Raw genomic sequence first — 13,114 nt, 5'->3', positions numbered from 1 at the left:
CGGTCCGGGCGGCGCTCACCTCTGTTGGGGCCCGGATGCTGGTGGGGGCGCGAGCCGTCCGTTGGGCATGTGTACGACCCGGAGGAACGCGGGCAGCCGCCACGGCCTCGGCCCGCCGATGACGACGTCGCGCCGCAGCACCGCCTGCGCGATGCTGATCCGGCCGAACATCATCAGGTTGAACCGGGCGGGGCGGAACGTCACGCTCGCGTCGAACGGGGCGTCGGGTGGCGCGATCCACACCCGGCGGTCGCCCAGGGTCAGCGTCGTCGTCGGCGCGTACCGCGAGCGGAACTGCACCGACACGTGGTGCCGGGGCATCGGCAGGTCGGTGTTGAGCAGCACCCCGTACGTGTCGCGCAGCATGTCGAACATGAACAGGTCCCAGTAGAGCGCGGCGTGCTCGTCCGGCATCGGCCACGCCCGGCGGAGCGCCCGCGCGATGTCCCAGCCGTGCACGAGCAGTTCGTTAGTCAGATGGGCGAACAGGCCGGCGACCGTCACCCGCGCGTTGCCCAGCCAACTCACCGTCGAGCGCGGATCGGCCGACGTCGTCAGGAGGCGGCCGACCAGGTTGTTCAGCTGCGTCAGCAGCACCTCCGGGTCGCGCTCGGTGAAGTGGGCGAGCACCTGGGTGTTGACGTCGGCCACCGTGTCCACATTCGTGCTGGCCAGCATGTCCTCCAGCCCTGGCACCCGGATGGGGACCTCGGTGCCCTCCAGCCTCGACACGTACAGCACCGCGATCGACACCACGTGCGCGAGGGTGTCGGCCACTGTCCAGTCGGCAGTCGCCATGACTGTGGGTGAGGGCGCGGCGGCCACCAGATCGGTGAACCGGTCGGTGGCCGTTCGCAGTGCCGTGTTGGCCACACTCCACCGGTCCTGATCTGCCGCGCCAGTCACACGAACAGCTTCGAGCATCCAGCGCGCCGGAACATCTTCGAACGTGCCCTTCTTCCGCAGCGGCAGGACCGGCGTCAGTTGTTGTAGAACATGGTGGGGAACCAGCCGAAGCCGAAGATCGAGGGCACCCGGACGTCCCAGTACACGACTGTGAAGACGCCCAGGGCGATGAGCAGCGCGCCGCTGATCACCATGCTGCGTCGTACGTCGGCGGCGAGCCAGCCGATGAACCGGCCGCGGGTGAGCATGATCAGCAGTGCGAACAGCGCGGTGACCACGACGATGTTGCCGAGGGACTGCAGCACGAACGCGGCCGAACCGTACAGCGGGTTGCCGCTGTCGACAGCCCAGTGGAACAGCTTGTTGAACAACGGGTACGGCCGGCCGATGAGGAAGCCGCCGATGAGCGCGCCGAGGGTGATCACCCGTGCGACCGGCCGGTCGGCGAACACGTCCGGCACCGCCCGGATCGCGGCCAGCCCGAGATAGATGAGGGCCAGTCCGATGACGCCGAACACCACCGACGACTGGATGATGCGTACCGGCACCCCACCGGCGGTGTCGGTGGACAGCTGGGGGAGCCGGTCACCCAGCAGGACCCCGACGAACCCGTACACCGCTGCGACGGCGACCATGCCAAGGGTGAGGTACCCGACCGGCCGCAGCAGCAGCCGGAGCCGGTCACCGTTGGCAGAGCTTGCCGCGCCGAGCGGCCCGATGGACGCGAGCATCGCGATGTTGCACGCGGTGAACGTGCCGGCGAGGCCGGACACGAATGCGAACACCAGGCCGGCGGCGGTACCGGAGATCGCCGTCGCCTTCGCATCGTGACCGAGGATCCCGCTGGCGACGCTGTCACCGATGACCGAGTCGACGAACTCGTAGGACCAGAGCACCGCCAGGAGGACCCCGGCGGCCACGCTGACCGCGATGATGACGCCGTTGCGCGGTGGACGATCGGCGACGGAGGGGCGCGCGACGTTTCGAGTGGCTGTGGTTGGCGTTCCCGTCATAGCTCTACTCCCCGAGCCGATTCGAGCACTAATTACTGTGCGCAGCGATGATTTCGCTCTGAGCCTCCTCGGCGCATCTCCCAGGGTGCGCAGTCGGCAGATGTCACGGCCTCCCGTGGGACGTCGTGCCGTGCCCGGCGGCGGTGGAATAAGCGGTCCCCAAGTTCGGGAAGACGGCCTAGGGTGCCCAGCGTGACGACGATCGAGCGTGCCCCGGACTGGTCCGGCGAGCAGTGGCAGACGCAGGCCCGGTCCTGGGTCGACGAGCAGTTGACTCGCGCGGGTCGGCGAGTGACCGGGTCGGTGGAGCCGCGGGTCCGCCCGTGGTCGTTGGTGTGGCGGGTGCCGACCGACGATGGTCCGGTCTGGTTCAAGGCCAACAATCCGGGCACGACGCACGAGGCCGCCCTGATCGCGACGCTGGCCCGGCTCGCGCCGGAGCGGGTGCTGACCCCGATCGCGGTGGACCCGAAACGGGGCTGGTCGTTGCTGCCCGACGGCGGCGAGTCACTGCGCGACCTGCTGGCCCGCGACCCGGACCTGACGCACTGGGAGCGGGCGCTGCCCGGGTACGCCGCCCTCCAGTTGGCCACCGCTGCGCAGGCCGACGAGCTGGTCACCTCCGGCGTACCGGACCATCGGCCCGAGGTGCTGGCCGGTCTCTTCGCCGAGCTGCTCGACGATCACGAGGCCCTGCTGATCGGCGTCGAGGGCGGGCTCAACCCCGAGGTGTACGACCGGCTGCGGGCGGAGGTGCCGTCGTACGCCGAGCGGTGCCGTCGGCTCGCCGAATTCGGCATCCCGGCCACCGTGCAGCACGACGACCTGCACGACGGCAACGTCTTCGCCGGCGCGGCCGGGTACCGGTACTTCGACTGGGGCGACGCCTCCGTGGCGCACCCGTTCGGCACGCTGCTGGTGACCCTTCGCTCCATCGGGCACGCCGGGAACCTCGCCGCCGACGACGCCCAACTCGTGCGGTTGCGCGACGCGTACCTGGAGGTGTGGACCGACCGGTACGACCGGCGGACCCTCGTGGAGGCGGCCGACCTCGCGATCGCCCTGGGGCCGGTGAGCCGGTCGCTCTCCTGGCGTCGGGCACTGGACACCCACGAGGAGTCCCGCGCCGAGTACGCCGAGGCGGTTCCGGGCTGGCTGGAGGAGCTGTTCGCCGCCAGTCCACTTCAGCCGAACTCCTGACCATGATCCGTCCGAGTCGGAAGTCGGACAGGCAGTGCGACAGGCGGCGTGGAACTTCCAAAAATCCCGCGTGACCCACGTCACCCTGCTGGGGGCGTCGTTGGGCAGGTCATGGACGTCTTCTCCCGAACGTTCCTCCCGGCCGCCGCTGAGGCTGGCCTGGCCGTGCAGACGGTGAGCCGGCACATGCCGGTCTTCCGGCGCTGCGTCGGCTCCGGTGACGCCACCATCCTGGTCACCCGTTGCAGCCGCCCCGACCGCCCGGTCACCGGCGACTACCTGTTGCTACTCACCCACCGCCGCCTGGTGGTGACCCAGCAGACCCGGCTCCTGCACCGGCTGCGCCTGCACCTCAACACCGAGTTGCGCGAGCTGAGCAACGTCACCTGGAGCCCGGACCCGCGGCTGCAGTCGGTGGAGATGGCGGCCACCGCTATCGACGGGATCCGTGAGCGGTTCCTGATCCGGACCAGTCACCCGAAGCAGGTCTGGCAGCTCGACGCGTTGCTCAACCAGGCGTTCCGGACCCGCCTGCGGCCGCCCGGCGCGCGGGTCGTCGCCAGCATCGGCGACGCACCGGCCGCCGCCCGGCCCGGGATCTTCGCTCCGTCCTGGTGAGCTGACCCCGACCGGCGTCGCCCCGCCTTTACCGAACTCGAACACACACCGATCGCGCCGAGCCTTCCCAGTCGGCAATCATGGGCCGGTGACAGTCGAACCACCGCATCGCGGGCTCGTCCTCGTCGTGGAGGACGAGCCGGCCATCGCCGACCTGGTCCGGCTCTACCTGACCCGGGACGGGTTCGGCGTCCACCTGGAACGTGACGGCGACGCCGGTCTGAGCGCGGCCCGCCGGTTGCGCCCGGTGGCCTGCGTCCTGGACATCGCGCTGCCGGGTCTGCCCGGCACCGAGATCTGCCGCCGGCTGCGCGAGGCCGGCGACTGGACCCCGGTCATCTTCCTCACCGCCCGGGACGACGAGGTGGACCGGATCGTCGGGCTGGAGTTGGGCGCCGACGACTACGTCACCAAGCCGTTCAGCCCCAGAGAGCTGGTTGCCCGGGTCCGGGCGGTGCTGCGCCGATCCGCCGGTGGCCCGGAGGGCGCTGATCGGCCACGTGTCGTCGGCCCGGTGACGCTCGACCCGGCCCGCCGCACGGTCACCGCCGCCGGTGCCCCGGTGCAGCTCACCTCCACCGAGTTCGACCTGCTGGCCCACCTGATGGCCCGGCCCGGTCGGGTCTTCACCCGGGAGGAGCTGCTGGCCGGAGTCTGGGGCTACGCGGCGCACGCCGGCACCCGGACGGTGGACGTGCACGTCGCCCAGGTGCGGGCGAAGCTCGGCGCGGTGAGTGTGATCCGGACGCATCGCGGCGTCGGGTACGCGGTCGATGCCTGACCACCCCGGGCACGTCGAGTCGCCGACCATGGCACTGCCGGTGGTCGGCGCCGCCCCACCCACCGCACCCCGACGAGGGCGACTCGGCCGTACGCTGACCGCCCGCGCGGTGCTCGTCACCTGCGCGGTAGCGCTGGTGTCGGTGCTGGTCACCGCCATCGTCGCGGTGCCATTGGCGATCCGTGGCGCGGAGCGCAGCGAGCAGGAGGCGCTCGCCGCCCAGGCCCGACTCGCCGCCGAGGTGCTGCGGACCCGCCTCGACCGGGGTCGCAGCGCCGACGAGGAACGGCTCATCCAGCAACTGCGCGACCAGGGCATCGACGCGTACCTGATCCGCCGTGGGGCTGTCGACCGGGCGGGTCTGCCACCCCGGGTGGTGCAGCGGATCGGGCAGGGCCGCAACGTGTCGGCCCGCCGTTCGGTAAACGGTGGGCGGGCCCTGGTCGAAGGCCGGGCCCTGCCCGGCGGCAACGGGGTGGTGCTCTCCCGTCCGCTGGCCAACGGGCTGTGGGCCCAGGTGCTGCTCAGTCTCTGGTTACCGCTGCTGGCCGGGTTGACCGCCGGTGTGGTGGCCGGGTTGCTGCTGGCCCGTCGGCTGGCCCGGCCGATCCGGGTCGCGGCCACCGCCGCCGCCCGGCTGCGCGCGGGTGACCGCGCCGTCCGGGTGCCGGTCGAGTCGCCGGACGAGGTCGCCGACCTGGCCGAGGCGTTGAACGGTCTGGCTACCGCGCTGGCGACCAGCGAGGGCCGACAGCGGGAGTTCCTGCTCTCCGTCTCGCACGAGCTGCGCACCCCGCTGACAGCGATCCGGGGGTACGCCGAGGCGCTCGCCGACGGGGTGCTCGGCGCGGACGACACGGTGGACACCGGTCGGACGATGCTGGCCGAGGCCCAACACCTGGACCGTCTGATCGGCGACCTGTTGGCACTGGCCCGGCTGGAGGCTGCCGACTTCCCCCTGGAACCGGTGCCGGTGGACCTGACCCAACTGGCAGTGGACGCGGAACCGACCTGGTCCGGTCGGTGCGCGGCGGTGGGCGTGCCGTTCCGGGTGGAGACGCCCGGTCAGCCGGTGCCCGCGTACACCGATCCGGGGAGGATCCGGCAGGTGCTGGACGGGCTGCTGGAGAACGCGCTGCGGGTCGTACCCCCGGGGTCGCCGGTGGTGCTCGCGGTCCGGCCGGCCGGCGCGGACCCGGCGCACGGCGGCGTGTTGGAGGTTCGCGACGGCGGGCCCGGCTTCACCGACGACGACCTGGCGGTGGCCTTCGAACGCGGTGCGCTGCACGAGCGTTACCGGGGGGTGCGCAAGGTGGGCAGCGGACTGGGGTTGGCGCTGGCCGCCGGGCTGGTCCGCCGGTTGGGTGGGGAGATCGCCGCGGGGCACGCGCCGGAGGGCGGTGCCGCCTTCAGCGTCCGGCTGCCGGGTGATCCTTACCTGACCCGAACATCGGCCTGACGCTCCGCTCGTCGTTCCCGGGAAGGCTGGGGGCTCCACTGACGAGAGGGAGAGTCATGCCACGTTGGGGTATCGCCACCGGCACCACGGCACTGCTCGCGGCGGTCGCGCTCGGCGTCAGCGGGTGCGGCGCGGCCGAGGTGGCCAGCCAGCCTGCCCGGGATGTCGCCGTCGAGGTCGCCGCCGCCATGGGCGTCGAGGGTCAGGCGCTGACCGCGATGGGCTTCGACGCCGACGACCTGGACGTGCGGACCGTTGCCGCACCGGCCACGCCGACGCCGGGTGCGTCCCCCAGCGCCCAGGAGAAGGCCCGGGAGAAGCGCGGTGAGGAGTGGCGCAAACGTCGCCAGGCCCGCGTGCTGCTGCGCAAGAACACACTGCACGGCGAGGCGGTGGTGAAGACCAAGGACGGCGGTACGCAGACCGTCGCCGTGCAGCGCGGCGAGGTGACAGCGATCGACGGCGACTCGATGACCGTCAAGTCCACCGACGGCTTCACCATGACCTGGACCTTCGGCGAGGACCTGCGGGTCGTCGAGCATCGGGCCACAGTGCAGCCGAGCGAGGTGACTGTCGGCGCGACGGTCGGCGTCGCCGGCGCGAAGGACGGCGACAAGGGTGTGGCCCGCCTCGTCCTCCTTCCCCGCGCCACGTGAGCGAAGGGGCCCTGGCCGACGCCAGGGCCCCTTCCCTGCTCAGTAGACGCGGGAGCCGATGAAGTCGTCGTGACCGTAGCCGACCGGGTTGGCGGCGGTACGGGCCTCGAACGACCACTGCTGCCGGGTGCTGGTGGAGCAGTTCGCCAACCGCAGCCGAGAGCTGCCCAGCAGCGGGTTGTCGAACGCCACGCAGAGGTTGTTGGCGCTCGCCGGCCTGATCTGGTTGCCCACGAAGACGAACTGCTGCGCGCCGGTGCCGTTGCAGTCGTAGATGTTGACAGCGGTGCCGGCGGTCATCGAGCTGTTGGCGACGTCCAGGCACCGGTCGTGGGACAGCTCCGAGTGCAGCGACCGTCGGGCCGAGTCGTACCAGAAGCCCTGGTTGCGCCCGCCGTGGCAGGAGTACGGCTGCTGCGCGGTGCCGTTGCGGGAGTCGTACCCCTTGCCGTCGACACAGCTGCCGGTGGCCAGGTTGCGCAGTTGCTTGAACTCCAGCAGACCCGCGTAGAGCACGCCACCGCCGGTGCTGGCCGGGTCGACGCAACTGGCCCGCGTCTGCCCCGAGTTCCAGAACTGGGTGATGCACTGGGCGAACATGCCGTGTCCGCGGGCGTTGGGGTGGAACGACTGCCGGGCGGCGTTCTCGTTCCAGATGCCGACCTCGATGAAGAGGCCACGGACCGAGGTGTTGTCGGTGCACACCTCGTGCCCGTGGAAGAGCCGGCTGGCGTCCAGGTAGCGGGTGCCGGTGTTCGCGGCGGCCGAGCGCAGCGCCGACTCGAACATCGGTACCGCCTTGTTCCGGGCGAACGCCGCGTCGGCCAGATAGAGCAGACAACCGCCGGAGTACCAGCCGGGGAAGTTCGGGTTGTCCTCAACGTCCGGGCTGCCGGGGCTCGGGTACGACATCAGCACCAGTTCGTAGTCCGACAGTAGGTAGCCGGCGTTGGTCATGGTCCGCCGGATGTCGGTCAGCGCCGACTCCACGGCCTGCCGGCTGCCGTCGGTGCGGATCGTCCACTGGTCGGTGTAGGTGGGGTAGCAGGCGCCCTGGAAGAAGACCCGGCGGACGGCGCAGTCGGTGGCGACCGGACCGAACTGGATGGTGCCGTCACCGTTCGCGCCGACCACCACCCAGATCAGCTTCACGTGCGTGTTGCGCGCCTTGATACCCAGGTGGTCGCCCTGGTTCAGCTCGTTGTGCTGGGTCGGGCCGCCGGCGATCAGGTTCCAGGGGGTGGCACCGGAGCAGGCGATGTTGTACTGCGCGTCCGACGTGATGCCGGTGCGGAAGACCGCCTGGTCGTACGAGCGGTCGCACCAGTTGCCGTCCTGGTGGGTGCCCGGGACGTAGTTGCCGACCCCCTCACCGGAGATCTCGCTGTCGCCCATGGTGATCAACGCGGTCCGGCGTTGCTCGATCGGGCGGATCGCCGGGCTGCCGTAGAGGGCGGTCGCCTCGGCGGCCCGGATGGCTTCGAGGTTGGCGGGGAGTGGTTGGACGGTTGGTCGATCGGCGGCGGCGGCGGGGGTGGCCGGTCCGGCGAGCATCGGTAGGACGAGAGCGGCGACGGCGACGGCGACGGTGATGGCCCGTCGTCGGGTCGCGCGTCCGGGCCTGGCGGGGATTGCAGGCATCGACGCACTCCTTTCGGCTCAATCGCGGGACGTCGATTGAGTTACCAGACGGTAACGTGCGGATCGGTAGATGTGAATGCCCTTCAGATCCTTGCGCGCGGGATGCCGAACCGCCCGGATCGGACTATCCGGGCCCGCGCGCCCAGCGCCGCGGCGGTGCGGCCGGCTTCTAGATTCACCGGCCTGGCGGCGGTGCGGTGGACCTCTGGTTCAGCGGCCCGGCGGCAGGGCGTAGCCGACGTAGCCGCGGAACTCCAGCCGCCAGCCGGCCGGGACGAGTTTGGCGCAGGCCGCCTCGTTGCCGGTGCAGACGATCGCGTCGACCGATGAGGGGTCGGCCGGCGGTCGTTCCGGCAGGACCGACTGCAACGCCACCAGGTCCGGTGAGCGGCCGTCGGGCTGCCGCAACAGCAGCCACCACGGGTACTCCCAGTTGTCGTTCTGCTGCACCAGCCCGATCCGTCGCGCACCGCTGTCCTGGACCGCGGTCGCCGCCCAGCGGAACTCGTCGGCCCACTGGGGGCGGCGCAGGAACCGGGTGTCCCAGTCCGAGGTGGTGAAGACCGAGCCGGCGCCGACCAGCCGGCGCGGGAAGCCGTACGACAGCGCGAGCACCCCGGCCAGCGCCGAGGTGGCCAGCACGGTGACGGCCGCGACTGTGGCAATCGAGCGACGCCCACCCGCGCGGTTGCGCAGGAGAGCGTCCAGCCACAGGCCGGCGAGGGGCACGGCGAGCACCACGGCGTAGAGCAGCAGCCGGTTTCCCCACGGCTGCCACTTGATCATCGCGGTGTGCAGCAGCACGGCGGTCAGCACCACCACGGCGTACGCCCGCAGCGACCCGGCCCGCTCGGGCGCGATCCGCCGTGGGCGGGCGAGCGCGATCACCGCCCCGATCACCGCCAGCGCCCCGGCCAGCGGAAACGCCACCCGATCCTCGTCCGGATACCAGGCCGGCTCCGGGAACAGCTCACGCCCGAAGGTGATCGCGCGGTCCTGCGGGTCGACGCCGATCGCCTCGGCGCCGCTGATGATCACCTCCGCCCCGGCCCGACGCAGCGGTGCCAGCGGCGTGTCGAACGCGGTGTGCCCGATCCGCAGTGCGTTGACCACTATCGACGCCGGGTCGTGCCGCTCCATGGGGATGGACTCGCGCAGCCGGGGTGGCCCCAGCGGGTGCCCGAACTCGGCTGTCACCCGGGCCAGGAACGGGCCGACCACCACGGCAGCGACCACCAGGATCAGCACCGAACCGCCGACAGTGCGGGCCAGCCGGCCGACCGGCCAGGACCGCCGACCCCCACCCGGTGTCGCCGGGTCCGCCGGTGCCGATTGATCGGTCCGGGCCAGCCTCAACTGGGCCAGTCCCCAGAGCACCAGCAGCGGGCCGACAGCGATCAGGCCGCTGGTCTTGGTCACCGCGGTCAGTCCGGTGGCCGCCCCCAGCCCGAGCAGCGTGCCCCAGCCGGTCCGTCGACTGAGCCCGTCCAGCACCAGTGTCGCCGCGCAGGCCACCCACGCCGCGCAGATCAGGTCGGTCTGCGTGCTGGTCGCCTGGAGCACCACCATCGGCGTGGTCGCCAGCACGAACGCGGTGAGCAACTGGGCCCGCCGGCCGCCACCGAGCTGTGCGGTGATCCGTGCGGCCACCAGGAGGCAGACCACTCCGGCCGCCCACTGCACCAGGTTGTGCAGGTGGTCCCCGCCGGTGAGCAGGCGTAGGTGCAGCAGCAGGTACTCGGCTCCGGGCGGGATGGTCACCTGCCGGTGGATGGCGGTGGGCCAAAAGTCCAGGTCGCCCTGGGCCACCCAGTGCTCCACCTTCGGCAGGTGGTACGTCTGCGAGTCGAAGTTGTTCGGTTCGGCCAGCAGCGCGACCAGCAGCTCCACCAGGATCAGCCCGCCGACAGTGCCGGCGAGGAGCCGCTCACCCGGCCGGGCCGTACGCCACGCGTCGACCGCCACCGCACGAAGGTCAGCGACCCCCCGACCAGCCCGGGTCGGCGCGGGGGCGGGCTCATCGCTCTCGGCGGGGGCGGACACGTCGGGTCCGCCACCGGACACCACAGCGCCGACCGGCACCGGCCGCTGTGCGGTGCTGACTGCCGGCGCAGCGCTGACCGGCACCGGTGTGGCAGCGGGCGGCTGCCCGAGGCGGGTCGCCCGTCGCCAGCTCAGACCGGCCGCTGCCGCGGCCGCGACCAGGAAGAGCAGCCAGGCGACTGTGAACGCGCCTCGGGTCAGCGCGTGAGACGCGCCGAGCACCTCGACGACGAGCACCGCGTACGCCCCGCTGAGCAGGACGGCGCGCACCACGGCGAGCCGCAGCGGTGCCACCGCGCCAGCCTCACGTGGCATCGCCGCGACGATGAGCAGGAGCACCGCGGCGGCGGGAACCACCGCGAGCAGGGAGCCGGCAGCCGACATGGCGGAAGTAAACACCATTGATCTGAGGCCGCCGCGCCGGCTGCCCAGCGGTAGCGGTACGTGGTAAACAAACCAACCAGGCTAGGCTATGGCCGACGTGTTGCCGCCACCGTGGAGATCCCCGTGAAGCTCTCGATCCTCATGCCGGTCTACAACGAGGAAGAACGCATCGCGGATGCCCTCAAGCAGGCATTGGCGGTGGACTATCCCTGTGAGATCGAATTGGTAGTCGTCGACGATGGCAGCCGCGATGGCACCGGCGAGGTCCTCGGTCGCGCCGACGACGCACGCCTGCGGGTCATCACCCACCAGCGCAACGCCGGCAAGGGCGCCGCCATCAAGACGGCGGTCGACAGCGCCGAGGGTGACTACATGGTCATCCTCGACGCCGACCTGGAGTACGACCCGCAGGACATCCCCAAGCTTCTCGACCCGGTGCTCGACGGTCGCGCCACGGTGGTCTACGGCAATCGCACCTTCGGCAGCCACAGCGCCTACAGCTTCTGGTATGTGATGGGCAACAAGGGCGTCACGATGGCGGCGAACGTGCTGTTCAACTCGTACATCGGCGACCTGGAGACCTGCTTCAAGCTGATGCCGGTGGCGCTCTACCGGTCGCTCGGGGTGCGCTCGCGCGGCTTCGGCATGGAGGCCGAGGTGACCGGCAAGCTGCTGCGTCGCCGGATCCGGCCGTACGAGGTGCCGATTAGCTACCGGGCGCGCGGTCGGGAAGAGGGCAAGAAGATCACCTGGAAGGACGGCGTCGAGGCGATCTGGATCCTCGGGCGCGAGCGCGCTCGCCGCCGCCCCGCCGTCTCAGCCGCCAACTGACCCCAGGAACGCGCTGATCGACCTCCGCAGGCCGTCGGCGTCCAGACCATGCCACCGGGCGTGGTCCGCCGGATCGCCGTACCGTCGTAGGTCGGTCTGACCCACCCCGAGGGCGAGCAGCCGGTGCGGTACGTCCGCCAGGGCCCGGCTGACGAGCGCGCTCGACGTTCCCGCCAGGTACGGCTCGACCAGCACCACATCGGTGTTGGTGAGCGCCCGCAGCCCGCGCGTGTCGAGCGGCCGGGGCGTGTGGGTGTACGCCACTGTCACGTCCATTCCCTCGGTCGCCGCCAGTGTGGGGTCGAGCATCGGCCCGACCGCCACCACGAGCGGCGCGTCCGTCACGCCCCGCCGGAGCACCAGTAGCTCTGTGGCGTCCGGGTACGCCTCGGCGTTGCGCTGCTCGGAGAGCCGCAGGTAGATCGGATCGTCGCTGGTCGCGGCGTTGCGCAGCAGCGGCGCCACCTCGTCCGGGTGGCCGGGCACCCGAACCGTCCAGCCGTCACCGAGCGAGTCGAAGAGCGCCACGTCCCCGGGCGACTGGTGGGTGCGGCCCTCAGCCGACCCGTCGTACGACGCGCCGATGCTGACCAGGACGGCGCCCACACCCTGGTGGTCCAGATCCAACTTGATCTGCTCGTACGCCCGGTCCACCAGGAACGTCGCGTACGAGTGCGCGATCGGACGCAGCCCGGTCAGGGCGAGCCCGCCGGCCACACCGATCATCAGTTGCTCCCGGATCCCGACGTTGAGCACCCGGTCCGGGTGGCGGTTGCCGGCTGAGGCGAACTGGCTCGCCGAGATGTCGGCCAGCACCAGTGCGGTACGCGGATCCTCGTCGAGGAGCGCTGTGGTGGTGTCGATGAAGGCGGTACGCATGTCGGTCATCCCTTGCTCTCGATGCGGGCGACCACCAGGTGCGGGTGTCGTGGTCGGTGCCCGGTCAGCGCCGCGTACAGGGTTTCGTGGTTGCGGCCGTCGACGGTGTCGGCGGTCCACCCGTTGACGGTGAACCGGCTGGCGATGCCACCGGCCCACCCGTGGCTGGCCGACGAGTTGTCGACAACGACCGCGGTGAGGCTGTCCAGGCCGGTCGCTCCCGCGTACGCGATCGCCTCGTGGTTGGATCCCTCGTCCAGTTCGGCGTCGCCGAGCAGCACGTACACCCGGGGTTTGCGCAGCCCCTGAGCGCGCAGGCCAAGCGCGGTGCCGACGGCCAGCCCGAGCCCGTGCCCGAGGGAACCGGAACCGATCTCGACCCCGGGCACCAGGAGTCGGTCCGGGTGGTGGCCGAGCCGGCTCTCCGGCCCGGCCAGGTCGTCGAGCCAGGCGTCCGGGATGAAGCCGTGCGCGGCGAGTACCGCGTAGTAGGCGGCCGGTCCGTGGCCCTTGGAGAGCAGGAACCGATCCCGCTCCGGGTCGTCTGCGGTGTCGGGGGTGACCCACAGCACCCGGTCGTAGAGCACCTGGAGCACGTCGACGGTGGAGTGCGCACTCGGCGCATGTTTCTCGTCGCCGGTCAGTCGCCGGATCAGCCCGGGCAGTCGGGCGCTGCTGTCGGTGGTCAGTGTCGTGGTCATGC

Annotated in this window: 12 protein-coding genes; 6 read left to right on the top strand and 6 right to left on the bottom strand. The window is 71.3% G+C overall.

The annotated features are described in order from the left end of the window. Positions 1-15 precede the first annotated feature (15 nt). Complete coding sequence (locus NIE111_RS29570) at positions 16-906, bottom strand: maleylpyruvate isomerase N-terminal domain-containing protein (RefSeq protein ID WP_238687536.1); 891 nt, start codon at positions 904-906, stop codon at positions 16-18. A gap of 74 nt (positions 907-980) precedes the next feature. Further along, positions 981-1,919: a hypothetical protein gene (locus tag NIE111_RS29565; RefSeq protein ID WP_238687535.1), complete on the bottom strand. Its 939-nt coding sequence runs from the start codon at positions 1,917-1,919 to the stop codon at positions 981-983. 192 nt (positions 1,920-2,111) lie between these two features. Between NIE111_RS29565 and NIE111_RS29560 the strand changes: the two genes are divergently transcribed. The 5 genes from NIE111_RS29560 to NIE111_RS29540 all read left to right on the top strand — a co-directional run bounded on the left by NIE111_RS29560 (position 2,112) and on the right by NIE111_RS29540 (position 6,633). Next, the gene (locus NIE111_RS29560; protein WP_238687534.1) at positions 2,112-3,119 is read left to right on the top strand and encodes a phosphotransferase; all 1,008 of its coding nucleotides are present in this window, start codon (positions 2,112-2,114) and stop codon (positions 3,117-3,119) included. Positions 3,120-3,230: 111 nt separating this feature from the next. Then, positions 3,231-3,737, top strand: a complete 507-nt coding sequence (locus NIE111_RS29555; protein WP_238687533.1) for a hypothetical protein — start codon at positions 3,231-3,233, stop codon at positions 3,735-3,737. An 88-nt stretch (positions 3,738-3,825) separates the two neighbouring features. Beyond that, the gene (locus NIE111_RS29550) at positions 3,826-4,518 is read left to right on the top strand and encodes a response regulator transcription factor (protein WP_238687532.1); all 693 of its coding nucleotides are present in this window, start codon (positions 3,826-3,828) and stop codon (positions 4,516-4,518) included. Further along, positions 4,511-5,977 carry a sensor histidine kinase gene (locus tag NIE111_RS29545; protein ID WP_238687531.1) on the top strand — a complete coding sequence of 489 codons (1,467 nt, stop codon included), beginning with the start codon at positions 4,511-4,513 and terminating at the stop codon, positions 5,975-5,977. Before NIE111_RS29550 ends, NIE111_RS29545 begins: the two co-directional genes overlap by 8 nt. Positions 5,978-6,033: 56 nt before the next feature. Next, the gene (locus NIE111_RS29540) at positions 6,034-6,633 is read left to right on the top strand and encodes a hypothetical protein (RefSeq protein WP_238687530.1); all 600 of its coding nucleotides are present in this window, start codon (positions 6,034-6,036) and stop codon (positions 6,631-6,633) included. Positions 6,634-6,672: 39 nt separating this feature from the next. Here NIE111_RS29540 and NIE111_RS29535 read toward each other — a convergent pair whose 3' ends face one another. After that, entirely contained in the window at positions 6,673-8,274 is a 1,602-nt protein-coding gene (locus NIE111_RS29535; protein WP_238687529.1) for a ricin-type beta-trefoil lectin domain protein, read from the bottom strand. Positions 8,275-8,484: 210 nt separating this feature from the next. Beyond that, positions 8,485-10,701: a glycosyltransferase family 39 protein gene (locus NIE111_RS29530; protein WP_238687528.1), complete on the bottom strand. Its 2,217-nt coding sequence runs from the start codon at positions 10,699-10,701 to the stop codon at positions 8,485-8,487. 123 nt (positions 10,702-10,824) lie between these two features. Here NIE111_RS29530 and NIE111_RS29525 point away from each other — a divergent pair, with 123 nt between their 5' ends. Next, positions 10,825-11,532, top strand: coding sequence for a glycosyltransferase family 2 protein (locus NIE111_RS29525; RefSeq protein ID WP_091397575.1), 708 nt, complete (start codon positions 10,825-10,827; stop codon positions 11,530-11,532). On the opposite strand, the gene NIE111_RS29520 is transcribed toward NIE111_RS29525, so the two are convergent. Next, positions 11,518-12,411, bottom strand: coding sequence for a transketolase family protein (locus NIE111_RS29520; RefSeq protein ID WP_238687527.1), 894 nt, complete (start codon positions 12,409-12,411; stop codon positions 11,518-11,520). The two genes, NIE111_RS29525 and NIE111_RS29520, sit on opposite strands and share 15 nt — an antisense overlap. A gap of 5 nt (positions 12,412-12,416) precedes the next feature. After that, positions 12,417-13,112: a thiamine pyrophosphate-binding protein gene (locus NIE111_RS29515; RefSeq protein WP_238687526.1), complete on the bottom strand. Its 696-nt coding sequence runs from the start codon at positions 13,110-13,112 to the stop codon at positions 12,417-12,419. Between the last annotated feature and the right edge of the window lie 2 nt (positions 13,113-13,114).

Origin of the sequence: Micromonospora hortensis (assembly GCF_022230935.1) — a bacterium.
Lineage (GTDB): Bacteria > Actinomycetota > Actinomycetes > Mycobacteriales > Micromonosporaceae > Micromonospora > Micromonospora hortensis.
The sequence above is the reverse complement of the archived record's forward strand: the minus strand, read 5'-3'. Positions and strand labels throughout refer to the sequence as shown.

What these genes read in the sequence shown, in the direction of transcription:
- NIE111_RS29565 (WP_238687535.1), bottom strand. Translation starts at nt 1,919, where the DNA reads ATGACGGGAACGCCAACCACAGCCACTCGAAACGTCGCGCGCCCCTCC.
- NIE111_RS29555 (WP_238687533.1), top strand. Translation starts at nt 3,231, where the DNA reads ATGGACGTCTTCTCCCGAACGTTCCTCCCGGCCGCCGCTGAGGCTGGC.
- NIE111_RS29545 (WP_238687531.1), top strand. Translation starts at nt 4,511, where the DNA reads ATGCCTGACCACCCCGGGCACGTCGAGTCGCCGACCATGGCACTGCCG.
- NIE111_RS29540 (WP_238687530.1), top strand. Translation starts at nt 6,034, where the DNA reads ATGCCACGTTGGGGTATCGCCACCGGCACCACGGCACTGCTCGCGGCG.
- NIE111_RS29535 (WP_238687529.1), bottom strand. Translation starts at nt 8,274, where the DNA reads ATGCCTGCAATCCCCGCCAGGCCCGGACGCGCGACCCGACGACGGGCC.
- NIE111_RS29530 (WP_238687528.1), bottom strand. Translation starts at nt 10,701, where the DNA reads ATGTCGGCTGCCGGCTCCCTGCTCGCGGTGGTTCCCGCCGCCGCGGTG.
- NIE111_RS29520 (WP_238687527.1), bottom strand. Translation starts at nt 12,411, where the DNA reads ATGCGTACCGCCTTCATCGACACCACCACAGCGCTCCTCGACGAGGAT.
- NIE111_RS29515 (WP_238687526.1), bottom strand. Translation starts at nt 13,112, where the DNA reads ATGACCACGACACTGACCACCGACAGCAGCGCCCGACTGCCCGGGCTG.